Source organism: Pseudomonas sp. P7758 (genome assembly GCF_013386485.1).
GTDB lineage: Bacteria > Pseudomonadota > Gammaproteobacteria > Pseudomonadales > Pseudomonadaceae > Aquipseudomonas.
Map to the genome: position 1 here is coordinate 49608 of NZ_JACARS010000125.1, position 26587 is coordinate 76194.

Annotated in this window: 27 protein-coding genes; 6 read left to right on the forward strand and 21 right to left on the reverse strand. The window is 61.4% G+C overall.

The features are described 5' to 3' along the window. Positions 1-144: 144 nt before the first annotated feature. The 12 genes from lipA to HX873_RS24490 all read right to left on the reverse strand — a co-directional run bounded on the left by lipA (position 145) and on the right by HX873_RS24490 (position 11545). Complete coding sequence (lipA, locus tag HX873_RS24435) at positions 145-1164, reverse strand: lipoyl synthase (protein ID WP_003215441.1); 1020 nt, start codon at positions 1162-1164, stop codon at positions 145-147. Positions 1165-1166: 2 nt separating this feature from the next. Next, entirely contained in the window at positions 1167-1814 is a 648-nt protein-coding gene (lipB, locus tag HX873_RS24440; RefSeq protein ID WP_003215439.1) for a lipoyl(octanoyl) transferase LipB, read from the reverse strand. Next, complete coding sequence (locus HX873_RS24445) at positions 1814-2089, reverse strand: DUF493 domain-containing protein (protein WP_003215438.1); 276 nt, start codon at positions 2087-2089, stop codon at positions 1814-1816. Before HX873_RS24445 ends, lipB begins: the two co-directional genes overlap by 1 nt. An 84-nt stretch (positions 2090-2173) precedes the next feature. Then, positions 2174-3331 (reverse strand): D-alanyl-D-alanine carboxypeptidase family protein, encoded by a 1158-nt coding sequence (locus tag HX873_RS24450; protein WP_003215437.1) that lies wholly within the window; start codon positions 3329-3331, stop codon positions 2174-2176. A 185-nt stretch (positions 3332-3516) separates the two neighbouring features. Then, positions 3517-4515, reverse strand: a complete 999-nt coding sequence (locus HX873_RS24455; RefSeq protein WP_003215436.1) for a septal ring lytic transglycosylase RlpA family protein — start codon at positions 4513-4515, stop codon at positions 3517-3519. Next, a complete protein-coding gene (gene mltB, locus HX873_RS24460) occupies positions 4515-5528 on the reverse strand; it encodes a lytic murein transglycosylase B (protein WP_003215435.1) in 1014 nt (337 codons plus the stop codon). The genes HX873_RS24455 and mltB overlap by 1 nt, the downstream gene beginning before the upstream one ends. 17 nt (positions 5529-5545) lie before the next feature. Next, positions 5546-6649 carry a rod shape-determining protein RodA gene (gene rodA / locus HX873_RS24465; protein WP_050442794.1) on the reverse strand — a complete coding sequence of 368 codons (1104 nt, stop codon included), beginning with the start codon at positions 6647-6649 and terminating at the stop codon, positions 5546-5548. Between the two features lie 31 nt (positions 6650-6680). Then, positions 6681-8579 (reverse strand): penicillin-binding protein 2, encoded by a 1899-nt coding sequence (gene mrdA / locus HX873_RS24470; protein WP_003215433.1) that lies wholly within the window; start codon positions 8577-8579, stop codon positions 6681-6683. A 15-nt stretch (positions 8580-8594) separates the two neighbouring features. Beyond that, positions 8595-9062, reverse strand: a complete 468-nt coding sequence (gene rlmH / locus HX873_RS24475; protein WP_003185785.1) for a 23S rRNA (pseudouridine(1915)-N(3))-methyltransferase RlmH — start codon at positions 9060-9062, stop codon at positions 8595-8597. Positions 9063-9071: 9 nt separating this feature from the next. Continuing rightward, positions 9072-9566 (reverse strand): ribosome silencing factor, encoded by a 495-nt coding sequence (rsfS, locus tag HX873_RS24480; protein ID WP_003215432.1) that lies wholly within the window; start codon positions 9564-9566, stop codon positions 9072-9074. 69 nt (positions 9567-9635) lie between these two features. Then, positions 9636-10280, reverse strand: coding sequence for a nicotinate-nucleotide adenylyltransferase (gene nadD / locus HX873_RS24485; RefSeq protein ID WP_003215431.1), 645 nt, complete (start codon positions 10278-10280; stop codon positions 9636-9638). After that, positions 10280-11545, reverse strand: a complete 1266-nt coding sequence (locus HX873_RS24490) for a glutamate-5-semialdehyde dehydrogenase (RefSeq protein WP_003215430.1) — start codon at positions 11543-11545, stop codon at positions 10280-10282. Before HX873_RS24490 ends, nadD begins: the two co-directional genes overlap by 1 nt. A 176-nt stretch (positions 11546-11721) precedes the next feature. On the opposite strand from HX873_RS24490, the gene HX873_RS24495 reads away from it, so the two are divergent. Together HX873_RS24495 and HX873_RS24500 are read left to right on the forward strand one after the other, a co-directional pair. Then, positions 11722-12405, forward strand: coding sequence for a DNA-3-methyladenine glycosylase (locus tag HX873_RS24495; protein ID WP_102369965.1), 684 nt, complete (start codon positions 11722-11724; stop codon positions 12403-12405). A 148-nt stretch (positions 12406-12553) separates the two neighbouring features. Then, on the forward strand, positions 12554-13870 hold the full coding sequence (locus tag HX873_RS24500) for a bifunctional DedA family/phosphatase PAP2 family protein (RefSeq protein WP_003215428.1): 1317 nt from the start codon (positions 12554-12556) through the stop codon (positions 13868-13870). On the opposite strand, the gene HX873_RS24505 is transcribed toward HX873_RS24500, so the two are convergent. From HX873_RS24505 to HX873_RS24520, 4 genes are all read right to left on the reverse strand, one after another. Further along, positions 13867-14073 carry a hypothetical protein gene (locus HX873_RS24505; protein WP_102369967.1) on the reverse strand — a complete coding sequence of 69 codons (207 nt, stop codon included), beginning with the start codon at positions 14071-14073 and terminating at the stop codon, positions 13867-13869. The genes HX873_RS24500 and HX873_RS24505 overlap by 4 nt on opposite strands. A 112-nt stretch (positions 14074-14185) precedes the next feature. Continuing rightward, a complete protein-coding gene (locus tag HX873_RS24510) occupies positions 14186-14776 on the reverse strand; it encodes an LON peptidase substrate-binding domain-containing protein (protein WP_003215426.1) in 591 nt (196 codons plus the stop codon). Positions 14777-14797: 21 nt separating this feature from the next. Then, positions 14798-15514, reverse strand: coding sequence for an LrgB family protein (locus tag HX873_RS24515; RefSeq protein WP_003215425.1), 717 nt, complete (start codon positions 15512-15514; stop codon positions 14798-14800). Next, entirely contained in the window at positions 15511-15873 is a 363-nt protein-coding gene (locus HX873_RS24520) for a CidA/LrgA family protein (RefSeq protein WP_003215424.1), read from the reverse strand. Before HX873_RS24520 ends, HX873_RS24515 begins: the two co-directional genes overlap by 4 nt. Positions 15874-16052: 179 nt before the next feature. Between HX873_RS24520 and HX873_RS24525 the strand changes: the two genes are divergently transcribed. From HX873_RS24525 to HX873_RS24535, 3 genes are all read left to right on the forward strand, one after another. Beyond that, entirely contained in the window at positions 16053-16508 is a 456-nt protein-coding gene (locus HX873_RS24525) for a MaoC family dehydratase (RefSeq protein ID WP_003215423.1), read from the forward strand. Between the two features lie 103 nt (positions 16509-16611). Then, positions 16612-18330 (forward strand): C13 family peptidase, encoded by a 1719-nt coding sequence (locus tag HX873_RS24530; protein ID WP_008436527.1) that lies wholly within the window; start codon positions 16612-16614, stop codon positions 18328-18330. Positions 18331-18358: 28 nt separating this feature from the next. Further along, a complete protein-coding gene (locus HX873_RS24535) occupies positions 18359-19000 on the forward strand; it encodes an oxidoreductase (protein WP_177123332.1) in 642 nt (213 codons plus the stop codon). A 148-nt stretch (positions 19001-19148) separates the two neighbouring features. On the opposite strand, the gene HX873_RS24540 is transcribed toward HX873_RS24535, so the two are convergent. The 5 genes from HX873_RS24540 to HX873_RS24560 all read right to left on the reverse strand — a co-directional run bounded on the left by HX873_RS24540 (position 19149) and on the right by HX873_RS24560 (position 24756). Beyond that, positions 19149-19433, reverse strand: coding sequence for a YceK/YidQ family lipoprotein (locus HX873_RS24540; protein WP_023659172.1), 285 nt, complete (start codon positions 19431-19433; stop codon positions 19149-19151). After that, complete coding sequence (ubiX, locus tag HX873_RS24545; RefSeq protein ID WP_003219402.1) at positions 19426-20055, reverse strand: flavin prenyltransferase UbiX; 630 nt, start codon at positions 20053-20055, stop codon at positions 19426-19428. Before ubiX ends, HX873_RS24540 begins: the two co-directional genes overlap by 8 nt. After that, positions 20052-21401 carry a UDP-N-acetylmuramate:L-alanyl-gamma-D-glutamyl-meso-diaminopimelate ligase gene (gene mpl / locus HX873_RS24550; RefSeq protein ID WP_003219401.1) on the reverse strand — a complete coding sequence of 450 codons (1350 nt, stop codon included), beginning with the start codon at positions 21399-21401 and terminating at the stop codon, positions 20052-20054. The genes ubiX and mpl overlap by 4 nt, the downstream gene beginning before the upstream one ends. Positions 21402-21622: 221 nt before the next feature. Beyond that, the gene (locus HX873_RS24555) at positions 21623-22372 is read right to left on the reverse strand and encodes a hypothetical protein (protein WP_256349658.1); all 750 of its coding nucleotides are present in this window, start codon (positions 22370-22372) and stop codon (positions 21623-21625) included. 473 nt (positions 22373-22845) lie between these two features. Beyond that, positions 22846-24756 carry a sigma-54-dependent Fis family transcriptional regulator gene (locus HX873_RS24560; protein ID WP_008436524.1) on the reverse strand — a complete coding sequence of 637 codons (1911 nt, stop codon included), beginning with the start codon at positions 24754-24756 and terminating at the stop codon, positions 22846-22848. A gap of 286 nt (positions 24757-25042) precedes the next feature. Here HX873_RS24560 and HX873_RS24565 point away from each other — a divergent pair, with 286 nt between their 5' ends. Next, positions 25043-26563, forward strand: coding sequence for an aldehyde dehydrogenase family protein (locus tag HX873_RS24565; protein ID WP_003219398.1), 1521 nt, complete (start codon positions 25043-25045; stop codon positions 26561-26563). The last annotated feature ends 24 nt before the right edge of the window (positions 26564-26587 follow it).

Below are 26587 nucleotides of genomic sequence, written 5' to 3' on the forward strand. Positions count from 1 at the left end.
CGGGCCTGGGTGGGAGCGGGCTTGCTCGCGAAGACGGTCAGTCAGTCACCGGACAGGTCAACTGATCCAACGCATTCGCGAACAAGCCCGCTCCCACTCAAGCCGGCTCCCACATGGGTCCTGCAGTGTCCGGCGTTCCGCGTATCAGGACACCAGGCTGGCCTTGACCAGTTTCGCCTGCTCGTCGGCGTGGTACGAGGAACGTACCAGCGGGCCGGAAGCGACGTTCTTGAAGCCCATCTTGTAGCCTTCTTCGGCAAACCAGGCGAACACATCCGGGTGCACGAAGCGCTGTACCGGCAAGTGGCTGCGGGACGGCTGCAGGTACTGGCCGAGGGTCAGCATGTCGATGTCGTGTTCGCGCATGCGCTTCATGACTTCGATGACTTCTTCGTCGGTTTCGCCCAGGCCCAGCATCAGGCCGGATTTGGTCGGAATGTGCGGCATCATCTGCTTGAATTTCTGCAGCAGGGTCAGCGACCACTGGTAGTCCGAACCCGGACGCGCAGCCTTGTACAGGCGCGGTACGGTTTCCAGGTTGTGGTTGAACACGTCAGGCGGCTCGGCGGCGGTGATTTCCAGCGCCACGTCCATACGGCCACGGTAGTCCGGCACCAGGGTCTCGAGCATCACGTTCGGCGACAGCTTGCGGATCTCGCGGATACAGTCGGCAAAGTGCTGGGCACCGCCGTCACGCAGGTCGTCGCGGTCTACCGAGGTAATCACGACATACTTGAGTTTCAGGTCGGCGATGGCGATGGCCAGGCTTTCCGGCTCGTTGACGTCCAGTGGCTTCGGCCGGCCGTGACCAACGTCGCAGAACGGGCAACGACGGGTGCAGATGTCACCCATGATCATGAAGGTCGCGGTGCCACCGGAGAAGCACTCGCCCAGGTTCGGGCAGGACGCTTCTTCGCACACGCTGTGCAGCTTGTGTTTGCGCAGCAGGGCCTTGATGCGGTCGACTTCCGGCGAAACCGGGATACGCACGCGAATCCAGTCAGGCTTTTTCGGCAGTTCGGTGGTCGGAATGATCTTCACCGGGATGCGTGCAACCTTCTCGGCGCCGCGCAGCTTGACGCCGGCTTCTACCTTGGCACGCGGGGCCGGACGCTCGGTAACATCCAGCGTCGGGATCATGGTTTGCACTGCATCAGTAGTCATAATCAGTCGATTCCGCCCGTTAGGGTCGTCTGCTCAGCATAGTCGAGGTGTTTGACGAGCTGCGCGCGCAGCCGGGCACTTACCTCGGCAAATTCTAGTGGTGTTGCGTGATCGCTCAACTGGGTCATCGCCAAACCGGCATAGCCGCAGGGATTGATCCGTCGAAACGGCGCCAGGTCCATGTCCACATTCAAGGCCAGGCCATGAAAGGAACAACCGTGGCGAATCCGCAAGCCCAGGGAGGCGATTTTCGCGCCATCAACATAAACCCCCGGAGCATCCGGCTTGGCCGCCGCGGTCACACCGTAGCTGGCCAGCAGCTCGATCAGGCATGACTCCATGCGACTGACCAGCTCACGTACGCCAAAACCCAGCCTGCGCACGTCCAGCAACAGATAAGCCACCAATTGACCTGGGCCATGGTAAGTCACCTGCCCGCCGCGGTCGACCTGCACCACCGGGATTTCTCCCGGCAGCAGCAAATGCTCGGCCTTGCCGGCCTGGCCCTGGGTGAAAACCGGCGGGTGCTCCACCAGCCAGATTTCATCCGGGGCTTCAGTGCCGCGCTCGTTGGTGAACCGCTGCATGGCGTGCCACACCGGTTCGTAAGCCATTTGGCCGAGCTCGCGAAAGCCCAGGGTCTGTGACATCACAACACCATGTGCACGAAGCCGGTAGCCCGCAGTTCGCTGTTGATGTTGTAGAGCTGGTCCTGGTCAGTCGCCACGATGTGCAACTGAATAGTGGTGTACTTGCCGTTGGTGCTTTGACGCTCATCCACACGGTCATGGTTGATCGTTGCGTGTTTCTTGACGATCTCGATGATCTTATCCTTGTTGCCCACGCCCGTATCGCTGATCACCTTGACGGGATAGTCCACGTTTGGGAATTCGATCTTTGGCGCCTTTACTTCGGTATCGGTCATGGCGTAACGGCCTCGTAAGCGTAAGCCGTGGCGACGGGCATAACCCCGCGCCGGATCAGCGCGGGGTCATGCAGGTGCACACTATCAGTTGAACAAGCTGTAGAAGAATAGACGGATGCTATCCCACACGCGTCGGAAGATACCACCTTCGTCGACGGCGTCCAGAGCGATCAGATCGGCGCTGTGCACCACCTTGTCGTCCAGCTTCACTTCGACTTTACCAATCACATCGCCCTTGGCGATCGGTGCGACCAGTTGCGGGTTCATGGTCATGCTGGCCACCAGCTTCTTGAGCTGGCCTTTAGGCATGGTCAGGGTCAGGTCTTCAGCCAGGCCGGCCTTGACTTGATGGGTCGCGCCTTTCCATACAGGGGCTTGAGCCAGCTCGGTGCCTTTCTGGTAGAAGGTCTGGGTTTCGAAGAAACGGAAGCCATAGGTCAGCAGCTTTTGCGTCTCGGCCGCACGGGCCTGCTCGCTGTTGGTACCGAATACCACGGCAATCAGGCGCTGGCCGTCACGGACAGCGGACGACACCATGCAGTAGCCGGCTTCTTCGGTGTGGCCGGTTTTCAGGCCATCGACAGTCTTGTCACGCCACAGCAACAGGTTGCGGTTAGGCTGCTTGATGTTGTTCCAGAAGAACTCTTTCTGGGAGTAGATCGCGTAGTGCACCGGGTCGACACGAATGATCGCGCGAGCCAGGATCGCCATGTCGTGAGCCGACGAGTAGTGCTCGGGGTTCGGCAGGCCGGTCGGGTTCATGAAGTGGCTGTTGGTCATGCCCAGGTCGGCCACGGTTTTGTTCATCATGTCGGCGAACGCATCTTCGCTGCCGGCGATGTGCTCGGACAGGGCTACGCTGGCGTCGTTACCCGACTGGATGATGATGCCGTGCAGCAGGTCGCTGACGGTCACTTGCGAACCGACCTTGATGAACATCCGCGAACCGCCGGTGCGCCAGGCGTTTTCGCTGACGGTCACCGGATCGTTTTCGCCGATCTGGCCGCGACGGATTTCCAGGGTCGCGATGTAGGCGGTCATCAGCTTGGTCAGGCTGGCTGGGGGCAGGCGCTGGTCACCGTTGTTCTCCACCAGCACGTTGCCGCTGGCGGCGTCCATCAGGACCCAGGCCTTGGCAGCCAGTTGCGGGGAAGCTGGCACCATTTCAACCGCCCAGGCGGCCGGGGTGATGATCAGCGAAAGAAGCAGGCACGTGCGTTTGGCTAAGGTGGTGATGTTCATCCGTCTCTCGAAATTGCTTATGGAAACTTGCCCTCGCGGGCAAAACTATTCAGACAGCCCGTCGCCAGACTGTCGCGTGTTCGGTTGCATGCCCACCCCTTGCCCCTGGGTTTTTATTGTTCAACGAGCCAACAACCAGGGCTCAAACCCGCATGCGAGCCTGAGCCATCAATCCTTTGTACTGCTTACTCGGCGGTGACCACGCTGGGTTGCCCCAGGTTGGCCAGGCGCACGCTGTTCTGCACTTGCGCAACTTCACTCGGCGAGCCGATCGGCCCCATGCGCACACGGTGCAGGGTCTGCTGGTTACGCACAATAGAGCTGATAAAGACTGGCGCGCTGACCATCCCGCTGAGCTTGGACCTTAGCAGCTCTGCCGCGTCCGGGTTGGCGAAAGCGCCGACTTGCAGGTACTGGCCGCCCACGGTAGAGGCTCCCGGTGCTGCATGCGGAATGACCACCGTGTCCGGGGCGTGCTGCGCCGGCGGCGGGGTCCACTGTTCGATCTTGCCGGCCGAGGCCGTGACTTGCGGTTGCGGGGTTTGCGGTTCGTTGAGCATCAACGGCGCCGGCTTGCCACGCTGGGCCCAGTACTGGGCCGGGTCGATACCTTCGACCTTCACCCGGGCGGTGCCGATTTCGGCATACCCGAGTTTCTTGGCGGCGGCGTAGGACAAGTCGATGATCCGGTCCGAATAAAACGGCCCACGGTCATTGACCCGCAGGATTACCGAGCGGTTGTTGTCCAGGTTGGTCACGCGTACATAGCTGGGCAGCGGCAGGGTCTTGTGCGCCGCGCTCATGCCGTACAGGTCATAGACTTCGCCGTTGGCGGTGTTCTGGCCGTGGAACTTGGTCCCGTACCAGGACGCCGTACCTGATTGCACGTAGGTCTTGGAGTCTTGCAGCGGGAAGTAGTTTTTGCCCAGCACGGTATAGGGGTTGGCCTTGTAAGGGCCGGTGTGCAGGGTCGGCGTGGCATCCGGGATCTTCGAAACATCCACATCCCACCACGGCGCGCCGTCTTTGTGGGCGCGATTGATATCCAGCCCCGGCTGGGAACGGATCGCCGTGCCTGCGGTTTTTTGCACCGGTGCACGACTGGTGGAGCAACTGACCACCAATAACGACAATGCGGCGTACGCCAACAGCTTCAGGGGTTTGTACATCGGTGATACCGGCATTACTTGACGCCCCGTGCTTGGACCAGCATGTCTGACAGTTGATGCACGGCCATGGCGTACATCACACTGCGGTTATAACGCGTGATTGCGTAGAAATTCTTCAGGCCCATCCAGTATTCGGGGCCATTTTCGCCTTCGAGGCGGAACGCCGTCACCGGCATATCATCGCGTGGCGCATTCTGACTCGACCAGCCCAGCGCCCGCAACTCCCCGACCGTCTTGACCGGCTCGATACCCTGGGTCAGGCCTTCATCGGCGCGCTCACCGGTCACATCGGCGCGAATCACCACCGGCTCGCCGGCTACCCAGCCGTGACGCTTGAAATAGCTGGCGACGCTGCCGATAGCGTCATCGGGGTTGCTCCAGATATTGATATGGCCGTCGCCGTCAAAATCCACGGCGTAGGCGCGAAAGCTGCTCGGCATGAACTGCGGCAACCCCATGGCCCCGGCGTAGGAGCCCTTGAGGGTCAACGGGTCGACCTGCTCTTCACGGGCCAACAACAGGAACTCGCGCAGCTCTTTGCGGAAGAATTCGGCGCGTGGCGGGTAGTCAAAGCCCAGGGTCGACAAGGCGTCGATCACCCGGTAGCTGCCGGTGTTGCGGCCGTAGAAGGTTTCGATGCCGATGATTGCCACGATCACCTGGGCCGGTACGCCGTATTCCTGCTCGGCGCGGGCCAGCACCGCTTCGTGCTGGCGCCAGAAGTCCACGCCCCGCGCCACGCGGGCGTCGGTCAGGAACATCGGGCGATATTCCTTCCACTGCTTCACGCGCTCGGCGGGCCGGGAGATGGCGTCGAGGATCGCCTGCTTGCGCTGGGCCTCGCGGAACACGCCCATCAGCTGTTCACCGGCGAAACCATAGTCACGGGTCATCTCACCGACAAACTCGGCGACCTGGGGCGAACCGTCGTAGTCGCCGGCCTGCGCTTCCTGCACAGCGGCTCCCAGCAGGCCCAACAGGCCCATCCAGGACACGTGCCGGGCAGCCCAGCCGCGCATTACTTGCATTGACATCTTCACCTTATTCAAACCTGTGCGATCCACTTACGATGGGTATGGATCGACATCAAAACCCCAAACGCTGACAGCAATGTCACCAGCGAAGTTCCGCCGTAGCTAATGAACGGCAACGGCACCCCAACCACCGGCAACAGGCCACTGACCATACCGATGTTGACGAAAACGTAAACAAAAAACGTCATGGTGAGGCTGCCGGCGAGCAATTTGCCAAACAGGGTTTGCGCCTGGGCAGTAATCACCAGGCCGCGCCCGATCAGCAGCAAGTAAATCAGCAACAGTGCGCAGATGCCCACCAGGCCGAACTCCTCGCCCATCACCGCGATAATGAAGTCGGTGTGGCTTTCCGGCAAAAAGTCCAGGTGCGACTGGGTGCCCAGCAGCCAGCCCTTGCCGAATACGCCGCCGGAACCGATGGCCGCCTTGGACTGGATGATGTTCCAGCCGGTGCCCAGCGGATCGCTCTCCGGGTCGAGGAACGTGAGGATTCGCTGCTTCTGGTAGTCGTGCATGAAGAAGAACCACATGGCCACGGCCACCGGCACGGCCGCGGCCAGCACGCTGAGGATCCAGCGCCAGCGCAGCCCACCCATGAACAGCACGAACGCGCCGCCCGCCAGGATCAGCAGCGAGGTGCCGAGGTCGGGCTGGCGCACGATCAGGATAAACGGCACGCCGATCAATATCAGGCTGATGCCCACGTGCTTGAGCTGCGGCGGCAGTGTGCGTTTTGACAGGTACCAGGCGATGGTCGCCGGCATCAGGATCTTCATGAATTCCGACGGCTGGAAGCGAATCACCCCCGGGATGTTGATCCAGCGCGTCGCGCCCATGGCGTTGTGACCCATGACATCCACCACCACCAGCAGCAACACGCCGGCGACATACCCCAGCGGCACCCAGCGCGCCATGAAGCGCGGCTCCAGCTGGGCGATCACCACCATCGACAACAGGCCCAGGCCAAACGACGACGCCTGTTTGATCAGCAAGTCCCAGTTCTTGCCACTGGCCGAATACAACACGAACAGGCTGCCGGCGGCCAGGGTCAGCAGCAGGATCAGCAACGGGCCATCAATGTGCATGCGCTGCAGCAAAGTGGCGCGGCGGCGCATCACATCCTCGCTGGAGAGGATGCGGTCAAAATTACTCTTCAAGGGCCGTAGCCTCCACACTGGATGGGGTGCCGCCATATTCGGGCTTGAGCTTGCCGTCTTCGGTCAACAGCCAGGCATCCATGATCTGCCGCACCACGGGCGCTGCTACGCCGGAACCGGATTCACCGTTCTCGACCATCACCGCCACGACGATCTTCGGGTTGTCGGCCGGAGCAAAGCCGACGAACAAGGCGTGGTCACGGTGGCGTTCCTGAACCTTGGAGCGGTCGTACTTCTCGCCCTGCTTGATCGCGACTACCTGGGCCGTACCGCTCTTGCCGGCAATCCGGTATTGCGCGCCGGCTGCCGCTTTACGAGCGGTACCCCGGGCGCCGTGCATCACTTGCTGCATGCCGTGGTTGACCTTGGTCCAGTCGGACGGGTCGCGCAGCACAATGTCGGGAATCGGGTTTTCGTCCACCGGGCGTTCGCCCTCGATGGTCTTGGCCAGGTGCGGACGGTTCCACACACCCTTGTTGGCCACCAGCGCGGTGGCCTGAGCCAGTTGCAGCGGCGTGGCCTGCATGTAGCCCTGGCCGATCCCCAGGATCAGGGTTTCGCCCGGGAACCACGCCTGGCGCCGGGTCGCACGCTTCCACTCGCGGGACGGCATCAGGCCCGGGGATTCTTCGAACATGTCCAGGGAGACTTTCTGACCAAGGCCGAACTTGCCCATGTAGGCCGACAGCCGATCAATCCCCAGCTTGTGGGCCAGGTCATAGAAGTAGGTGTCGTTGGAACGCATGATCGCCGTATCCAGGTCCACATAACCGTCGCCGGTGCGGTTCCAGTTACGGTATTTGTGATCGTAGTTGGGCAGCATGTAGTAGCCGGGGTCGAACACCCGGCTCGATGCCGTGACCACGCCCGAGTCCAGGCCGGCAATCGCTACCGCCGGCTTGATGGTCGAGCCCGGCGGATACAGGCCGCGCAATACGCGGTTGAACAGCGGCCGGTCGATGGAATCACGCAGCTCGGCGTAGGCCTTGAAGCTGATCCCGGTGACAAACAGGTTCGGGTCAAAACTTGGCTGGCTGACCATCGCCAGCACTTCGCCAGTGCTCGGATCCAGTGCCACCACGGCACCCCGACGCCCGCCCAGGGCCATCTCCGCCGCTTCCTGCAACTTGATGTCCAGGCTCAGCACGATGTCCTTGCCGGGCACCGGGTCGGTACGCTTGAGCACCCGCAGCACGCGGCCACGGGCGTTGGTCTCGACTTCCTCGTACCCCACCTGGCCGTGCAGTTCCGGCTCGTAGAAACGCTCGATGCCGGTCTTGCCGATATGGTGGGTGCCGCTGTAGTTGACCGGGTCGAGGGTCTTCAGCTCTTTCTCGTTGATCCGGCCCATGTAGCCGACCGAATGCGCAAAGTGCGCCCCTTGCGGGTAGTGCCGCACCAACTGCGCCACCACTTCCACACCCGGCAGCCGGAACTGGTTCACCGCGATCCGGGCGATCTGCTCTTCGGTCAGCTCGAACAGGATCGGCACCGGCTCAAACGGCCGGCGCCCCTGTTTCATGCGCTTTTCGAAAATCACCCGGTCTTCCGGCGTCAGTTGCAGCACCTCGACGATCACATCGAGGATCTGCTGCCAGTCACCGGAGCGTTCGCGGGTCATGCTCAGGCTGAAGCTGGGCCGGTTATCCGCTACCACCACGCCATTGCGGTCGAAAATCAGCCCACGGGTCGGCGGAATCGGCTGCACGTGCACCCGGTTGTTTTCCGACAATGTGGAGTGATAGTCGTACTGGATCACCTGCAGGAAATACAGGCGCGCAATCAGCACCCCCAGCAATGCCACCACCAAAATCGCGCCAAAGACCACCCGCGCGCGTACAAGACGTGCGTCTTTCTCGTGGTCCTTGATGCGGATCGGCTGGGTCATCAGGCAGGGCGCAGATTATTTGTGGTAAGGGTGCCCGGACAGAACTGTCCAGGCGCGATACAGCTGTTCACCGATCAGAATTCTTACCAGCGGGTGCGGCAGTGTCAGGGGCGACAGCGACCAGCGCTGGTCCGCCCGCGCGCACACTTCCGGCGCCAGCCCCTCGGGGCCGCCGACCATGAAGTTGACCGTGCGCGAATCCAGGCGCCAGCGATCCAGTTCCACCGCCAACTGCTCGGTGCTCCAGGGCTTGCCGTGCACTTCGAGGGTCACGATCCGCTCGTTGGGCCCGACCTTGGCCAGCATGGCTTCGCCTTCCTGACGGATAAAGCGGGCCACGTCGGCATTCTTGCCCCGGGTATTGAGCGGTATTTCCACCAGTTCCAGCGCCAATTCGGATGGCAGGCGCTTGGCGTATTCATGCCAGCCTTCTTCCACCCACTTGGGCATGCGTGAACCGACAGCGATCAGACGCAGGCGCACAGCCGTTCCTTATTCCTGGTCTTTGTTGAGCTTGTCGAAGTGCGCGTGGCCAACTTCAGGGCTGTGGTGCTTGCCATCGGCGGCACGGCTCTGCTCGGCGCCTTTCCACAGACGCTCCAGGTCGTAGAACTGACGGGCGTTGCTGGTCATCATGTGAACGATCACGTCGTCCATGTCCAGCAGTACCCAGTCGCTGTCGCCCTTGCCTTCTTCACCCAATGGCTTGACGCCCTGGGCTTTGACCGCTTCGCGAACCTTGTCCAGCATCGCGCCGATCTGGCGGTTGGAGGTACCGGTGGCGATGATCATGAAGTCGGTGATGCTCTGCTTGTCGCGCACGTCCAGGACCTGGATGTCCTGGGCCTTCACGTCTTCCAGGGCAGCCACGGCAACCTTCACCAGCTCTTCGCCGGCCAGCTCAGGGCCGGTGTGGGCTTCTACTGGCAGAGGAGCGCTCTTGAACGTGCCTTTGCGCTTAACTTTGCTTACGTCTTTGTTCGTCATATAAAACTCGTTTTGCTCGTATGTTCGGGCGCTCGCTGCACGACTGTTCGTGCGTTCAAGCGCGCCTTTTCAGTTCGACGCACGGTAAAGCCCGTGCGCATCGATGTAGGCCAGGACCGCGTCAGGCACCAGGAAACGTACCGACTTCCCGCTGGCCAGCAGTTGACGGATCTGGGTGGCAGACACCGCAAGCGGGGTTTGCCAGACGAATGCAATATTCCCGCTCGGCCCGGTCAGGGCCAAAGGGTCACTTACCGACCGCGCCGCCAGCAGGTTGCGCAAGGCATCCGGCGATTCTGCGTCGGCATCCGGGCGTTGCAGCACCAGGATGTGGCAATGCTGGAGCAACTCTTCCCAGCGATGCCAAGTGGGCAGGCCGCAAAACGCGTCCCAGCCCAAAAGTAGAAATAACTGGTCATCCGCGGCCAACTCGGCCCGCATCAGTTCCAGGGTGTCGACAGTGTAGGACGGTTTGTCGCGCTTGAGTTCGCGGTCGTCCACCACCAGCGGTGCAATGCCGGCCACAGCAAGGCGGACCATCTCCAGGCGCTGCTGCGCAGACACCTGCGGCGTATCGCGATGCGGCGGCCGGGCATTCGGTGCCAGGCGCAGTTCATCCAGCCCGAGGGCGTCCGCGACTTCCAGTGCACTGCGCAAATGGCCGATGTGCACGGGGTCGAAGGTGCCGCCGAGCAGCCCGATGCGTTTACCCATCAAGTGCGCACATGACCGTCACCGAACACCACGTACTTCTCGCTGGTCAGCCCTTCCAGGCCAACCGGGCCGCGTGCGTGGAGCTTGTCGGTGGAGATACCGATCTCCGCCCCCAGGCCGTACTCGAAGCCGTCGGCAAAGCGCGTCGAGGCGTTGACCATCACCGAAGCGGAATCCACTTCGTTGAGGAAACGCCGGGCATCGCTGAAATGCTCGGTGACAATGGCGTCGGTGTGCTTGGAGCCGTATTGATTGATGTGTTCGATGGCCTGGTCCAGGTCGTCGACGATGCGGATCGACAGGATCGGCGCCGTGTATTCGGTGTACCAGTCCTGCTCGGTGGCCTCGATCACGTCGCTGCCGAGGATCGCCCGGGTACGCTCGCAACCACGCAGTTCAACGCCCTTGTCGCGGTAGATGGCAGCCAGCGGCGGCAGCACGCGATCGGCAATGCCGACGTGCACCAGCAGGGTTTCCATGGTGTTGCACGGGGCGTAGCGGTGAGTCTTGGCGTTGTCGGCAATGCGGATCGCCTTGTCGAGGTCGGCGGCGATGTCGATGAACACGTGGCAGACGCCATCCAGGTGCTTGATAACTGGCACCTTGGCATCACGGCTCACGCGCTCAATCAGGCTCTTGCCGCCGCGCGGCACGATCACGTCAACGAATTCAGGCATGGTGATCAGCGCACCAACGGCAGCGCGGTCAGTGGTCTCGACCACTTGCACCACTTCGGCCGGCAGTTCGGCCACGGCCAGGCCCTGCTGAATGCACGCGGCGATGGCACGGTTGGAATTGATGGCCTCGGAACCGCCCCGCAGGATGGTGGCATTGCCGGACTTGAGGCACAGGCTTGCGGCGTCGATGGTCACGTTCGGGCGCGACTCATAGATGATGCCGATCACGCCCAGGGGCACGCGCATCTTGCCGACTTGAATGCCGGAGGGCAGGTAGCGCATGTCGCGGATTTCACCGATGGGGTCAGGCAGCTTGGCCACCTGACGCAAGCCTTCGATCATGTCGTCGATCCGCGCCGGCGTCAGCGCCAGGCGATCCAGCAATGCAGGCTCCAGGCCATTGGCGCGACCGTTGGCCAAATCCTGTTCATTGGCAGCGCTCAGCTCGGAGCGCGAAGCATCCAGAGCGTCGGCGGCCGCCAGCAAGGCGCGGTTCTTCTGCGCAGTGCTCGCACGGGCGATCAACCGCGAGGCCTGACGGGCAGCGCGACCCAGGCGGGTCATGTAGTCAAGAACGGACTCAGTCATGGTCTGGTGGGGTCTTGGCAAAGAGGAAAGCGGCAGATTATAGCTGTGACGCCGTCCTACGGACAGCGGTGAGGGGCGGATGGTCGAAATGAACTGTAAAAACCCGACGTTCAGCGGGAATTAAGGCTGGAGTTGTTATCATCCTGTCACATTTAGCCGTATTACCTTTGATCGCCATGTCCAGTTTTTCGCCGCTGATCCCCGCCAACGCCCTGCCCGACGGCTTTTTCGACCGTGACGCGCAACTGCTCGCGCGCGAATTGCTCGGAAAAGTCATTCGCCATCGTGTTGGTGATTTGTGGCTGTCGGCACGAATTATCGAAACCGAAGCGTATTACCTCGCCGAAAAAGGCAGCCACGCGTCCTTGGGCTACACAGAAAAGCGTAAGGCTTTGTTTCTGGATGGCGGGCACATCTATATGTACTACGCCCGCGGCGGTGATTCGCTGAACTTCAGCGCCCACGGTCCGGGCAATGCGGTGCTGATCAAATCAGCCTATCCGTGGGTCGACGAAGTCTCCGGCCCGGCCAGCCTGGCGCAGATGCTGCTGAATAACCCGGACGCCAGCGGCAGGCCACGACCCTCGCAAAAGCTGTGCGCCGGCCAGACCTTGCTGTGCAAGGCGCTGGGTTTGAAGGTGCCGATGTGGGACGCCAAGCGCTTTGACCAGGAACTGCTCTACGTGGAAGACGTAGGGCTGGCGCCAGCGCAGATCATCCAGACCACCCGCCTGGGCATTCCCGGTGGGCGCGATGAACACCTGATGTACCGCTTCGTCGATGCCGGTTATGCGCCGTATTGCACACGGAACCCGCTGCGCCGGGGCCAGGTCGAAGGCCGCGACTATTTTTTGATTTGAAACACACTAGCCCCCTGTAGGAGCGAGCTTGCTCGCGAAGCACCCGAGAGCGCCGCGCTAAACCAGATAGCCCGCGTCAGCGTTAACGACCTTCGCGAGCAAGCTCGCTCCTACAGAGGGGGTAATATTCACAAAGGGAGTTGATTGTATGGGCCCATGGCTCGATAGCATTACCGGCTGGCTGACCCTGAACCCGCAATGGCTGGCCGTGGCGGTGTTTATCGTGGCGTGCGTGGAGTGTCTGGCCATTGCCGGCCTGATCGTACCTGGCACGGTATTGCTGTTTGCCATCGCCGCCCTGGCCGGCAGCGGCGCACTGTCCCTGGGAGAAACCCTGTTGCTGGGCTTCCTCGGCGGCGTGCTGGGCGATGTTGTTTCCTACTTCCTCGGTCGCCATTTCCACCAGAACATCCGGCGCCTTCCCGGCCTGCGGCATCACCCGGAATGGATGAGCGGCGCCGAGGCTTACTTCCAGAAGTACGGCATCGCCAGCCTGTTGGTAGGCCGCTTCATTGGCCCGCTGCGGCCGATGTTGCCGATGGTTGCGGGCATGTGCGACATGCCCTTCCCGCGTTTTGCCGCCGTGAGCCTGCTGGCCGGTGCAGGCTGGTCGGTGGCGTATCTGTTGCCGGGCTGGGCCACCGGCGCGGCCTTCCGCCTGCCATTGCCCGAAGGCTTCTGGCCGGAGGCCGGGATTGTCGCCGCCTGTCTCGCAGTGTTGATCGGCGTAAGCCTCAACAGCAGCCTGCGCGGCCATCGGCGCGCCACCCTATGGATTGGCTGCATTGGCGGCACACTGTTGATCGCGTTGTTTATCGGCTATCCCTACCTCAACGACTTTGACCAGGGCTTGATGGCACTGGTGCAGGAACACCGCGGCCCGGCGATCGACCGGGCAATGGTGATGGTGACCCAGCTCGGCGAGTTCAAGAAGATGTTTGTCGCCAGCGCGGTGCTGACCGGCCTGCTGGTGGTGGCGCGGCAATGGCGCCAGGCAATCTTTGTCGGCGCCACCCTGCTGGGCGCGGCGCTGATCAATACCGGGACCAAGCTGTTTTTTGCGCGGATGCGCCCCGAAGTGCTGACCGACCCACTCACCAGCTTCAGCATGCCCAGCGGCCATGCGTCCGGCTCGTTTGCATTCTTCCTGGCCTTGGCAGTGCTTGCCGGTCGCGGTCAACCGACACGACTGCGCCTGACCTGGCTGGTGCTTGGCTGCATTCCCGCCGCCACCATCGCGATTTCCCGGGTGTACCTGGGTGCACACTGGCCGACGGACATCCTGGCCGGCACCCTGCTGGCAATGACGGTGTGCGCCTTCAGCCTGACGTTAAGCCAGCACCGCAGCCTGTTGCCACCGATGCCGCCGAGAGTCTGGTGGCTGATCCTGCCGGTGTGTGGCGCGGTGCTCGGGTTCATTGCGTTTACCGGCACTTCCCACGCGCTGCTGAGGTATGCCTACTAGGCAGGCCCCAGCCAATCCAGGGGTGCAGCGCGGCGTTCGACGCTGCGCTCGCGCCGCTCCAGAAGCATTTCGTCAGCCATCTCCGCGGCGCGTTCGGCGATGTACTCCGCGCTGCGACCGTCGTTCATATGAAGAATTTGCGTGGTGACGGCCATAAAAAACGCATCCCACACGACTTGCTCCGATTGCGAAAGCCGAATCATCCTTTCCCCCTGATCATCGTTACGTGACTGCCAACTATTTCAGGCAACGGGATCAGGACAACCACGGAAAATCTGAAGACCGGGAAGGACAAGTCCGAGTGACACTCGCGGGTCAGGTGAACAGCTCGCCCTGCAACTCATCCAGCAGCAACTGGATCGCGTCCAGGCGCTGTTGCGGGTCATCGAGTTGCAACAGGTCGATCTTGTCGGCCTCGGTAAAGGGCAGCAGATAGGCCAACTGATTACCCAGGGCTTGCTGGCCATCGGCGTGGGTGCCCATATCCAGGGACGCCACCATCGGATGCTCGGCCAGGGCATGAAGCAACGCCAGCAAGTCAGCGTCTTCCTCTTCCAGCGGTTGCTCGGGATGCTCGTGCAGCCATTGCACCTCGGCCACCAGTAACTGGTCCTTCTGCACACCGGCATCACGCACGCGGAAACGCCGGCCACCCTCGACCCGAATCCCCAGCAGGCCATTGTCCTGCTGCTTGAAGTCGCGGATCAGCGCCTCGCAGCCAATCAACGCATAGCCATCCGGCGCCAGCCCCACTTCCTTGCCGTCGAGGATGCACACCACGCCAAAGCTTTCGCCCTTTTTCATGCAGCGGCTGATCATGTCCAGGTAACGCGCCTCGAACAGCTGCAGGTCGAGGGTGCACCCGGGAAACAGCACGGTATTGAGCGGGAAAAGCGCCAGACTCATAAAGGTTTCCTTAACCCCGACTTAAATAACCAGCGACACGGCCAACGGCAGGAACACCGCCGTGGCCACGCCCATCAGACTCATGGCCAGCGCCGCAAAGGCGCCGGTCTCTTCGCTTTCCTGCAAGGCCACCGACGTACCTACAGCGTGGGCGGTCATGCCCAGCGCCATACCGCGCGCTTCGGGGCTGTGCACGCCCAACCGTGACAGATACGCCGGACCGATCATCGCGCCGATCACCCCGGTGATCAGCACGAACACCGCCGCCAATGCCGCCACGCCGCCGATCTGCTCGGCCACCAGCATCGCAATCGGTGAGGTCACGGACTTGGGTGCCATGGTCATCAGCATCATGTGTTCGGCGCCAAACCACCAGCCCAACAGCACGCACAGGCCGGTGGCCAATACGCCTCCCACCACCAGCGTAGTAAAAATCGGCCAGAACAATTGGCGAATTCGTCGCAGATTCAGGTAAAGCGGCACCGCCAGGGCTACCGTCGCCGGGCCCAGCAGGATGCTCATGATCTCGGTGCTCTTGCGGTACTCGACGTACGTCAGGCCACAGCCGAGCAACACGCCGATCACCAACAGCATCGACACCAGCACCGGTTGCAGGAAAATCCAGCGGGTTTTCTCGAAACCGGCCAGCACCAGCTGATAGGCGCCGAGGGTGATGCCGATGCCGAACAACGGGTGATGAATCACGGCGGCCCAGGCGCCCTGCCAGTCCAGTGTCATTGGCCGTCCTCCCGCTGCGCCTGGCGCTTGACCAGTTTCTGCATCAGCACGCCGACAAAGCCCATGGCGATCACCAGCGACAGCACCAGCGCGCCGACGATGGCCCAGAAGTCGGCGGCAATGTCCTTGGCATACACCATCACACCGACCGCAGGCGGCACCAGCAGTAGCGGCAAATAACGCAGCAGACTGCTGGCCGCCAGGCTCAGGGGTTCACCGACTTCGCCGCGCCACACCAGGAAGGCCAGCATCAGCAGCAGCCCGATAATCGGCCCCGGCAGCACCGGGACAAACAAATGATTGATCGCCGTGCCGAGTAATTGAAACAGCACCAGCCATGTCAGACCGCGTAACAGCATCCGTTCTTCCCCCCAAAAGCGTGTCGGCATTATAAGCACGCTGCCTCTATGGAGCGGCATTCGCCAAAAGCATGGTGGGTTGACCGGGCCAAGTGCCCGTGATGATCTACATTGGTTCTCTGGACCTGTCCAAAACTACAAAAACGATGAAGCCAACCGAGCAAAGAAGGAGAGTCGCAATGCCCTCAGTACCCGTAGCGCAACTCAAAGAATATGTCGGCAAGGAACTGGGACGTTCTGCATGGCTCACCATCGACCAGGAACGTATCAACCTGTTCGCGGAAGCCACCGGCGATTTTCAGTTCATCCACGTCGACCCGGTGAAAGCCGCCCAGACCCCGTTTGGCGGCACCATCGCCCACGGTTTCCTGTCGCTGTCGCTGATACCCAAGCTCATCGAAGACATCCTGATCATGCCCGAAGGCCTGAAGATGGCGGTCAACTATGGCCTGGACAGCGTGCGCTTCATCCAGCCCGTGAAGGTCGACTCCAGGGTGCGCCTGGCCGTGACCCTGACCGACGCCACCGAGAAAAAACCTGGGCAATGGTTGCTTAAAGCCACCTGTACCCTGGAAATCGATGGCCAGGAAAAACCGGCCTACATTGCAGAATCGTTGTCACTCTGCTTCGTCTGAAACCTGGCTGTGGTGAGCCCGTCCGCTCACCACAATTCATGTAAATTTATGTATAGATCTCGCAGCTGCGGCATACTCGGCGCTCAATTATCCGGATCCCGCTATGCGCCCACTCGCTCCCCTTGCTCTTGTCCTGTTGCTCACCGCGTGCGGCGACGGCGAATCGCTGTTGCCGCCCGATGCGCGGCTGCCCGATGGCGGTCGTTACCGTGGCGATGTGGTCAATGGCTTGCTGCAAGGCCAGGGCCGGGTGGATTACCCCAATGGCAGCTGGTACGCGGGCCAGTTCGATAAAGGCCAGTGGCACGGCCAGGGCGAATGGCATGGCAGCAACGGCGAGGTCTATAAAGGCCAGTTCCAGCAGGGCCTGTTCGACGGCCAGGGCAGCCTGACCACGTCGGGCAACAGCTACGTCGGCGGTTTCAAACAAGGCAAGCGCAACGGCGAAGGCACCCTCAAAGAGGGGCAGATGACCTATCGCGGCGAATTCAAGGACGACCAGTATTCCGGCCTCGGCCGCCTCGAGCTGGCCGACGGCAGCCAGTACCAGGGCCAGTTCGCCCACGGCAAGCCCAACGGCGAAGGCCAGCGCAACGACGACAGCGGCAACCAGTTCAGCGGCCGCTTCGTCGATGGCCAGCTGGAGGGCAACGGCACCTTCAACAGCGCCGACGGCGACATGTACATCGGCCATTTCAAACAAAACCAGCTCAACGGCAAGGGCCGTTACGAAAACGCCGACGGCGACGTATGGATCGGCGAATTCAAGGAAGGCGCCCTCAGCGGCAAGGGCGAACTGATCGGCGTCGATGGCAGCCACTACGTCGGCCAGTTCGTCGACTGGCGCTTCACAGGCACAGGCCGCCTGAACCTCACCGACGGCAGCTTCTATATTGGCGGCTTCGACAGCGACAGCTATCAAGGTCGTGGCACTTTGGTGCTCACCGACGGCACCGTGCAGGCCGGCACCTGGGTCAACGGCATGCGCGTGCGCGACGCCGAGGGCAAATTGTTGCCTGACCCGCTGGAAATCGGCCTGTTTGCCCAGGGCCACTTGCTGGATGCCGCCCTCGCCGCCGTGCCCGCGTCCAAATCGGGGGTGGAGCTGTACACCCTGGTGGTGGCCGGCGACGGCAAACAAAGCGTGTTCCTGCGCGAAGCCGACTACGTCAGCAACATGCTTGCCACGCGCTTCGGCGCCTACGGCCAGATCCGCCTGGTGAACCATCGCGACCATATTGCCGACCGCCCGATGGCCACTCGCGAAAGCCTGCGCCGCGCAGTCCAGACCCTGGCCGAACGCAGTGGCCCGCAAGACCTGGTGTTTATCTACCTGACCAGCCACGGCACCCACGAGCACGAACTGGTGCTCGACCAGCCGCGCATGGAGCTGGCCGACCTGCCGGCCGATGAGTTGGCCGCCGTGCTGGCACCGCTGAAGAACCGCGACAAGATCATCGTGATTTCGGCCTGCTACTCCGGCGGGTTCATCCCGGCCCTGAAGGACGAACACACCCTGATCATGACCGCCTCGCGCGCCGATCGTGTGTCGTTCGGCTGCTCCGAAGAGGCCGACTTCACCTACTTCGGCGACGCCCTCTTCGCCCAGGCCTTCAACCAGACCGACGACTTGCAGCAAGCCTTCAAGCTGGCACAGACCCACGTGGCCGAACGCGAACAGGCGGACAACTTCGAAGCCTCCGAACCGCAGATCTGGGCCCCCAAAGGCGTAATCGCCCATTGGCAATTATTACGCAAACAGCAGGCACGAAAGGCGCTCGAAAGCGTCTCAATGAATAGCAAGGAAGCCAAGAGCAACTAAGCTGAATCTGTATAAAGGGGGAAACATCATGTACCTGACGCCTCAGCATATCTTGCTCGCCGGAGCCTCCGGCTTGACCGGGGAGCACCTGCTGGACCGCCTGCTCAACGAGCCGACCGTGACCCGCGTGCTGGCACCCAGCCGCAAGCCTCTGGCCGAGCATCCACACCTGGAAAACCCGGTGGGCGACCCGGCAGTATTCCTGCCGCAACTGAGCGGCCAGGTGGACATCGCCTTCTGCTGCCTGGGCACCACCATCAAGCAGGCCGGCTCCGAAGAAGCGTTCCGCGCCGTCGACCTGGACATGGTCGTGGCCTTTGCCAAGCGCGCCCGGGAAATGGGGGCGCGGCACCTGATCGTGATCAGCGCAATCGGCGCCGACCCGAAATCCTCGATCTTCTACAACCGCGTCAAGGGCGAGATGGAACAGGCGTTGAAAGCCCAGGATTGGCCGCAGTTGACCATCGTCCGACCTTCGCTGTTGTTGGGTGAGCGATTGGAACCGCGGCTGGCCGAGCAACTGGCCGGGCCATTGTCGCGGCTGATTCCGGGCAAGTACCACGGCATTGAAGTGTGCGAACTGGCGCGGGCGATGTGGCGACTGGCGCTGGAAGAGCAGGATGGGGTGCGGATTATAGAGTCGGACGAGCTGCGCAAGCTCGGCAAATAACACGTAATTCCAGGCAGGACACCATCCAAATGTGGGAGCGGGCTTGCTCGCGAATGCGGTGGATCAGTCAATGATACAGTGACTCATCCACCGCATTCGCGAGCAAGCCCGCTCCCACATTGGATTTCTGTTAATACTGGGATAAGTACTAAAGCCCGCCCGTCGCGTTAAACCCAACCCCCAGCACCGTCAGCACCGACAGCGGCAACAGCAGCGTGTCGAGCAAGGCACTGGCCGGCAGGTCGACATGGGGATAGCTCGGCGCCTCGGCCCCAAAACGGTCCATCGCGCAGCACCCGCCCTGAATCGCATACATGTCCAGCCGCGTGCCGGCATACACCACCGGCGCGCCGGGCTGGGCTGCGTCCAGGGTTCGCGCAGTCGCACACCCGGTCAGTTGCAGCGCCAGCAGCACCATCAATAGTTTATTCATCACTGCTCAAATGGTGCTCGCCCCAGCGCGGCAGCATGTCCTGGGGAATGTTCAGCAGGTTGAGAATCCGCGCCACCACAAAGTCCACCAGGTCATCGATGGTCTGCGGCTGGTGATAGAAGCCCGGCGACGCCGGCAAGATAGTCACGCCCATGTTCGACAGCTTGAGCATGTGCTCCAGATGGATGCTCGAATACGGCGCTTCGCGCGGCACCAGAATCAACTGGCGACGCTCCTTCAAGGTCACGTCCGCCGCGCGCTCGATCAGATTGTTGCAGGCGCCCGTGGCAATCGCCGACAGGGTCCCGGTGGAACACGGCACCACCACCATCGCGGCCGGCGCACCGGAGCCCGACGCCACCGGTGACATCCAGTCTTCCTTGCCATAGACCTTGATCTGCCCCGCCGCCGCACCGGTGTACTCGGTGAGGAAGGCCTGCATCATCTGCACTTTGGGCGGCAACGCCACATCGGTCTCGGTGGCCAGCACCAGTTGCGCGGCCTTGGAGATCAGGAAGTGCACCTCGCGGTCTTCGCGCACCAGGCAGTCCAGCAGGCGCAAGCCATAGGGCGCGCCGGACGCACCGGTCATCGCCAGGGTGACGCGTTCCGGGCCGCTCACTTCAGGGCCTCGGCGAGTTTGCCATGCAGGCCGCCAAAGCCGCCGTTGCTCATGATCACCACGTGAGTGCCGGGCCTGGCCTGGTGTTTCACGTGCTCGATGATGCCTTCCAGTGAGTCGCGGCAAATCGACGGCACCGTGCACAACGCGGCGATGGCAGGCAGGTCCCAACCGAGGTTGGCCGGCGCGTACCACACTACCTGGTCGGCATCGTTGACGCTTTCCGGCAAACCATCACGGTGGGCGCCCAGCTTCATGGAGTTGGAGCGCGGCTCGATAATCGCGATCACCTGGGCATCACCCACACGCTTGCGCAAGCCATCCAGGGTAGTGGCGATGGCCGTCGGGTGGTGGGCAAAGTCGTCATAGATGGTAATCCCATTCACTTCGGCGACCTTTTCCATCCGGCGCTTGACGCTTTTGAACGCGCTCAAGGCCGCAATGCCCATGGACGGCACCACGCCGACATGCCGCGCAGCCGCCAGGGTGACCAAGGCATTGGCGACGTTGTGCTGGCCGGTCATGTCCCAATCGACGATGCCTTGGGCGACGCCTTCGAACAGTACTTCAAATTTGGAGCCATCTTCGCTCAGCAGTTTGACCTGCCATTGGCCGCCAGCACCGGTGGTTTGTACCGGGGTCCAGCAGCCCATCTCGATAACTCGCTGCAGGGCAGGTTCGGTGGTGGGGTGAATCACCAGGCCTTCGCTGGGAATGGTGCGCACCAAGTGGTGGAACTGCCGCTCGATGGCCGCCAGATCAGGGAAGATGTCCGCGTGATCGAACTCCAGGTTGTTCAGGATCGCCGTACGCGGGCGGTAGTGAACGAACTTGGAGCGTTTGTCGAAGAACGCGCTGTCGTATTCATCGGCTTCGATGACAAAAAACGGGGTGTCGCCGAGGCGCGCCGACACCGAGAAATTCTGCGGCACGCCACCAATCAGGAAGCCCGGGCTCATGCCCGCATGCTCCAGCACCCAGGCCAGCATGCTGCTGGTAGTGGTCTTGCCATGGGTACCGGCAACGGCGAGTACCCAACGGCCTTGCAACACATGGTCGGCTAGCCATTGCGGGCCAGACACGTACGGCAAACCTTTATTCAGTACATATTCGACTGCCGGGTTACCGCGCACCATGGCATTGCCGATCACGACAAGGTCCGGGACCGGGTCGAATTGCGCCGGGTCATAACCTTGGGTCAGCTCAATGCCCTGGGCCTGCAGTTGCGTGCTCATGGGTGGGTAAACGTTGGCATCGGAGCCAGTAACATGATGGCCCAGTTCTTTGGCGAGCACCGCCATCGAGCCCATGAACGTGCCGCAAATACCGAGAATATGAATGTGCATAGTCGACCTCGTAAAACATCGAGGCAGGTTAGCGCAGGGAATGGAAAATCGCACTCTTTAGCTGTAGCACGCAGGCCTTGGGGGGGGGTAGCCGCCATTGTTTGTCAGAGCGTAGGGGAATATTCGATAAGTCCGGTGCCACAGGATGCATGCATGGCATCGGACCCATCGCCAGTTTGACTGAGCATCATCCATGACTCGAAAGTTTACGCGGGGTTATGTCACACGACTTTTGTTTCGGCAGACTCCGCCGGTAATTCCAGCGTTTTCATGTGCAACAACTTCCCTATGAACTTGTTTAATGCGTCGAATTTTTTATCAATAACATCCAGACGGCCTTTGTCATCGGTGCCGTCTGCGGGAGTGGCAATGTAAGGCCGGAATACCATGTCGCTTTCGTCCGCCAGTTTTTTAAGCTGTTCCTCCGCAGTTTTATACAAGGCCTCAAGCGTTTCCAGGCGCTCGCTTGGCGTACGCGACGACGAGGAGTCGCTCATTTTAAGTGCCGGAGCATTCGTTCCTTGACGCATTGCCATAATATTGTTGGCAATGACTTCCATGCGCAACTCGGCCAGGCCCAAGCGCGCGGTCGTGGCACCCGTGTCGGTGTCCTGCGTGGCGACGACCGATGTTGTCCCGTCGGTTTTCGCGGCAGGCACCTGCGTGCTTGGAGCCGGCTGGTGAGCCGGAGGGAGCAGTGGCGTATTGTTTGTAAACTGCGCCTTGATTGTCTCGCCAGACCAAACCGAGCCTGCGTAGGTACCAATACTCAGGGGAGCACTGACCAATCCGCTTACACCCGAACTGACAAAGGCGTCGCGGGCTACCGTCGCCGCCTGGGGCGAGGTGTCGAACACCTTAGCCTTGACCAGGCGATCAGCAACCATCAGGTTTTGAGTCACCTGTGCCATATCTTTAGGATCTGCGCTGGCCTGAGGCTTGAACGGCCGGTTGGCAGGCCCTTGGTTCATCAATTTTTGTTGTGTCAGCGTTTGAAAATTATTGGGTTTCTCGGGCTTGGGTAGCGTTGTGGAGGTGTCTGTGGCCGGATTTTTCCCTAACCGGGGTTTAGGTTGGGGAGCTATTGGAGGGGAGCTGCCCTGGCCACCGGGACGTACTATCGGAGGCGTTACACCGCCATTGCGCGGGGCCGGTGGTGTATTCACTGGAGGTAGATTGACCGTGTTGGGCCGAATTCTAATACTATTCATGATTATTATCTCACTTGTTGTTACTATTTACGCATAAGCGCTATTAGCGAGTTATCGAGACAATCGACAACCGCCAACTTAGTAACTAAACAGATAATGAACGTTCCAGAAGACAGTCACCCACACACGAAAATACATGACAAAACATTAATACGGTGCGACGCCAATTATTTAACGCACAGTCGCCCACAACACAGATTGATCACTCACAGCCAGAACAGGTAACGTCATCATTAAACCTGACGCGCTATACCATACTTACGTAACTTTCTATAAAGCGTATTTCTACTGACTCCAAGCACGGTCGCCACGTGCGTCATATGCCAGCGTTGCTGCACCAATGTTGCCAGCAATGCCTGGCGCTCGGCAGCATCCAGCAATGAGTTTGCCGGTTCACTCATCGCCACCGGCAGGGTTTGCACGGCACGAATCTGTGCAGGCAGGTCATCAAGCCTCACCCGCCCGTCCTCACACAGTGCGGCAAGGGTGCGCAACACCGTGCGCAACTGCCGCACGTTGCCCGGCCACGCGAACGCCAACAGGGCCTGGCGGGCCTCGCCGTCAAGCTGCACCGCCTGATCTCCCGCTTCTTCGGCCAACAGGAAGTCCAGCAGTTGCAACTTGTCACTGCGCTCGCGCAACGGCGGCAAGGCCACTTCCAGGCCATTGAGCCGGTAATACAGGTCTTCACGAAAACTACCGTCCTGCACCCGATCAAGCAGATTACGGTGGGTAGCGCTGATAATTCTGACGTCCACCGCTTGCGGTTCACCGCCGATGGGCACTACCAAGCGGTCTTCAAGCACCCTTAATAGCCGGGTTTGCAAAGCCAGCGGCATATCGCCGATTTCATCCAGAAACAACGTGCCACCATCTGCCTGCTGCAGCTTGCCGCGCATGCCTTCCTTGCGGGCGCCGGTAAAACTGCCGCCGCGATAACCGAACAGCTCGCTTTCGATGAGGCTTTCCGGGATGGCTGCGCAGTTGAGGGCCACAAAGGCTTTATCTGCGCGCAGGCTTGCATGGTGCACGGCCTTGGCAAACGCCTCTTTGCCAGACCCGGTTTCCCCCTGGATCAGCAAAGGCACATCACGCTCGAACACCCGCAAGGCTCTGCGGAAATCGTTTTGCAGCGCCGCGTCTCCAAGGCAAATGCCCGGCAATCGCGGCCGCTCCGGCAAGGCGTGGGCCACCGGCACCGGTACGCTGCGTGGCTGGCCGCGCAACACCGCGAACAAGCCACGGCCATCGCGGGTACGCAGGGGCCAACTGGCGCTGGCGTTCGCGCTGGCACGCCCGAGCAACTCATCGAGCGAACAATCGAAAAACGCCTCGACCGGCTGCCCCAACAACCCGCCACGGATTTGCCCGAGCAGGTTCAACGCACTCTGGTTAACCGCACAAATGCGCCCTTCACCATCGAACGCCAGCAGCCCTTCGCTGAACAGGCCCACAGACTCGGCCTGCAAATGAAAGCGCAGCAACCAGTGGTGCTCAAAATGGCGCAGGAAGTAACAGCTCTCGATCATCTTCGCCGAAAGATTGACCAGCGCCATGGTGTGGAACTGGCTCTGGCGCGATACCGCCTCCCGGGCCGAGGACACATCCAGCACCGCCAGCAGTTCGCCATGAGGGTCGAACACCGGGCTGGCCGAGCAGGTCAGGCCGGTATGTCGGCCACGAAAATGTTCATCGCGATGAATCGTCAGGGACTGGCGCTCCACCAGGCAGGTGCCGATGCCGTTGGTGCCTTCGCAGGCCTCGCTCCAATCGGCACCCAGCCACAGCCCGGCACCCTCGAAGATCTTGCGCTCGCTGGGGGCGGTGACGCAGTTGAGGATCACCCCGCGGGCGTCGGTCAGCAGCACCGCATGGCCGGCGCCGGAGAGCTGTTGATGCAGGCTGTTCATTTCATTGCCGGCGATGCTCAGCACTTGTTGCAGGCGTTCGCGGCTTTCCAGCAGGCGGCCATGTTCGAGCACCGTGGGCGCGATGGTCAATGCGGGGTCGAGGTGATAGTCCTCAAGACAACGCAGCCAGGAGCGGGCGATGGACGGATCGCTGCCGGGGCCATGCAGCGGGTCCTGCCCACGGGTGACCGTCAGGACTTGTTGGGCATGGCGACTGAAATGATCGTTTTGCATGTTCTTATTATTCTCCCTGCGTGAAGTACACCGCGCGCGAGTGCCCAGCATCCTCCAGCCTCCCGACCAATGCAATCCCGGGCAGACCCACCGGTCACAGGCTGTACCGCTTATGGCACAAACTGTCACCCAGGCTGTACCAAGCTTGCCACAGCAACGGTTTGCAACAACCTCTAAACCCTTGATTTACAGGCTCTACGAGGCACTGGCCCGACCTTTGCTCTACGCTTTAACAAGCACAACCGTGCGTCCTCCAATAAACACAAAAAGCCAGGAGATACCCACCATGCGTTACGCACACCCCGGTACTGAAGGCGCGATCGTTTCGTTCAAGGCCAAGTACGGCAACTACATCGGCGGTGAGTTTGTCGCGCCGGTCGATGGCAACTATTTCACCAACACCTCGCCGGTCAACGGCAAGCCCATCGCCGAATTCCCGCGCTCCACTGCCAAGGATATCGACAAGGCCCTGGACGCCGCCCACGCCGCCGCTGACGCCTGGGGCAAGACCTCGGCCCAGGACCGCTCGCTGGTACTGCTGAAAATCGCCGACCGCATCGAACAGAACCTCGAACTGCTGGCCATCACCGAAACCTGGGACAACGGCAAGGCCGTGCGCGAAACCCTGAACGCCGACATCCCGCTGGCCGCGGATCACTTCCGCTACTTCGCCGGCTGCATCCGCGCCCAGGAAGGCAGCAGCGCCGAGATCAACGAACACACCGCCGCTTACCACTTCCACGAACCGCTGGGCGTGGTCGGCCAGATCATCCCGTGGAACTTCCCGCTGCTGATGGCCGCCTGGAAACTCGCGCCAGCCCTGGCCGCCGGTAACTGCGTGGTGCTCAAGCCTGCCGAGCAAACCCCGCTGGGCATCAACGTGCTGATGGAACTGATCGGCGACCTGCTGCCGCCGGGCGTGCTGAACGTGGTGCACGGCTACGGCAAAGAAGCCGGCGAAGCCCTGGCCACCAGCAAGCGCATCGCCAAGATCGCCTTCACCGGCTCCACGCCAGTGGGCTCGCACATCATGCACGCGGCCGCCGAGAACATCATTCCGTCCACCGTTGAGCTGGGCGGCAAGTCGCCGAACATCTTCTTCGCCGACATCATGAAAGCCGAACCGCAATTCATCGAGAAGGCCGCCGAAGGTTTGGTGCTGGCGTTCTTCAACCAGGGCGAAGTGTGCACCTGCCCTTCCCGCGCGCTGGTGGAAGAGTCGATCTACGACGACTTCATGAAAGTGGTGATGAAAAAGGTCGAGTCGATCAAACGTGGCGACCCGCTGGACACCGACACCATGGTCGGCGCCCAGGCGTCCGAGCAGCAGTTCGACAAGATTTTGTCCTACCTCGAAATCGCCAAGGGCGAAGGCGCCGAGCTGCTCACCGGCGGCAAGGTCGAGAAGCTGACCGGCGATCTGGCCACCGGCTATTACATCCAGCCAACCCTGCTCAAGGGCACCAACAAGATGCGGGTGTTCCAGGAAGAAATCTTTGGCCCGGTGGTGAGCATCACCACGTTCAAGGATGAAGCCGAAGCCCTGGCGATTGCCAACGACACCGAGTTCGGCCTGGGTGCTGGCCTGTGGACCCGCGACATCAACCGCGCGTACCGCATGGGCCGGGCGATCAAGGCCGGGCGTGTATGGACCAACTGCTATCACCTGTACCCGGCGCATGCCGCGTTCGGTGGTTACAAGAAGTCCGGTGTGGGCCGTGAGACTCACAAGATGATGCTTGATCACTATCAGCAGACCAAAAACCTGCTGGTGAGCTACGACATCAATCCGCTGGGCTTCTTCTAACTCACAACCCGCTCCCACATTTGA

Coding starts and splice junctions, on each gene's coding strand:
- lipA (WP_003215441.1), bottom strand. CDS start 1,164: ATGACTACTGATGCAGTGCAAACCATGATCCCGACGCTGGATGTTACC.
- lipB (WP_003215439.1), bottom strand. CDS start 1,814: ATGTCACAGACCCTGGGCTTTCGCGAGCTCGGCCAAATGGCTTACGAA.
- HX873_RS24445 (WP_003215438.1), bottom strand. CDS start 2,089: ATGACCGATACCGAAGTAAAGGCGCCAAAGATCGAATTCCCAAACGTG.
- HX873_RS24450 (WP_003215437.1), bottom strand. CDS start 3,331: ATGAACATCACCACCTTAGCCAAACGCACGTGCCTGCTTCTTTCGCTG.
- HX873_RS24455 (WP_003215436.1), bottom strand. CDS start 4,515: ATGCCGGTATCACCGATGTACAAACCCCTGAAGCTGTTGGCGTACGCC.
- mltB (WP_003215435.1), bottom strand. CDS start 5,528: ATGCAAGTAATGCGCGGCTGGGCTGCCCGGCACGTGTCCTGGATGGGC.
- rodA (WP_050442794.1), bottom strand. CDS start 6,649: ATGCGCCGCCGCGCCACTTTGCTGCAGCGCATGCACATTGATGGCCCG.
- mrdA (WP_003215433.1), bottom strand. CDS start 8,579: ATGACCCAGCCGATCCGCATCAAGGACCACGAGAAAGACGCACGTCTT.
- rsfS (WP_003215432.1), bottom strand. CDS start 9,566: ATGACGAACAAAGACGTAAGCAAAGTTAAGCGCAAAGGCACGTTCAAG.
- nadD (WP_003215431.1), bottom strand. CDS start 10,280: ATGGGTAAACGCATCGGGCTGCTCGGCGGCACCTTCGACCCCGTGCAC.
- HX873_RS24490 (WP_003215430.1), bottom strand. CDS start 11,545: ATGACTGAGTCCGTTCTTGACTACATGACCCGCCTGGGTCGCGCTGCC.
- HX873_RS24495 (WP_102369965.1), top strand. CDS start 11,722: ATGTCCAGTTTTTCGCCGCTGATCCCCGCCAACGCCCTGCCCGACGGC.
- HX873_RS24500 (WP_003215428.1), top strand. CDS start 12,554: ATGGGCCCATGGCTCGATAGCATTACCGGCTGGCTGACCCTGAACCCG.
- HX873_RS24505 (WP_102369967.1), bottom strand. CDS start 14,073: ATGATTCGGCTTTCGCAATCGGAGCAAGTCGTGTGGGATGCGTTTTTT.
- HX873_RS24510 (WP_003215426.1), bottom strand. CDS start 14,776: ATGAGTCTGGCGCTTTTCCCGCTCAATACCGTGCTGTTTCCCGGGTGC.
- HX873_RS24515 (WP_003215425.1), bottom strand. CDS start 15,514: ATGACACTGGACTGGCAGGGCGCCTGGGCCGCCGTGATTCATCACCCG.
- HX873_RS24520 (WP_003215424.1), bottom strand. CDS start 15,873: ATGCTGTTACGCGGTCTGACATGGCTGGTGCTGTTTCAATTACTCGGC.
- HX873_RS24525 (WP_003215423.1), top strand. CDS start 16,053: ATGCCCTCAGTACCCGTAGCGCAACTCAAAGAATATGTCGGCAAGGAA.
- HX873_RS24530 (WP_008436527.1), top strand. CDS start 16,612: ATGCGCCCACTCGCTCCCCTTGCTCTTGTCCTGTTGCTCACCGCGTGC.
- HX873_RS24535 (WP_177123332.1), top strand. CDS start 18,359: ATGTACCTGACGCCTCAGCATATCTTGCTCGCCGGAGCCTCCGGCTTG.
- HX873_RS24540 (WP_023659172.1), bottom strand. CDS start 19,433: ATGAATAAACTATTGATGGTGCTGCTGGCGCTGCAACTGACCGGGTGT.
- mpl (WP_003219401.1), bottom strand. CDS start 21,401: ATGCACATTCATATTCTCGGTATTTGCGGCACGTTCATGGGCTCGATG.
- HX873_RS24555 (WP_256349658.1), bottom strand. CDS start 22,372: ATGAACCAAGGGCCTGCCAACCGGCCGTTCAAGCCTCAGGCCAGCGCA.
- HX873_RS24560 (WP_008436524.1), bottom strand. CDS start 24,756: ATGCAAAACGATCATTTCAGTCGCCATGCCCAACAAGTCCTGACGGTC.
- HX873_RS24565 (WP_003219398.1), top strand. CDS start 25,043: ATGCGTTACGCACACCCCGGTACTGAAGGCGCGATCGTTTCGTTCAAG.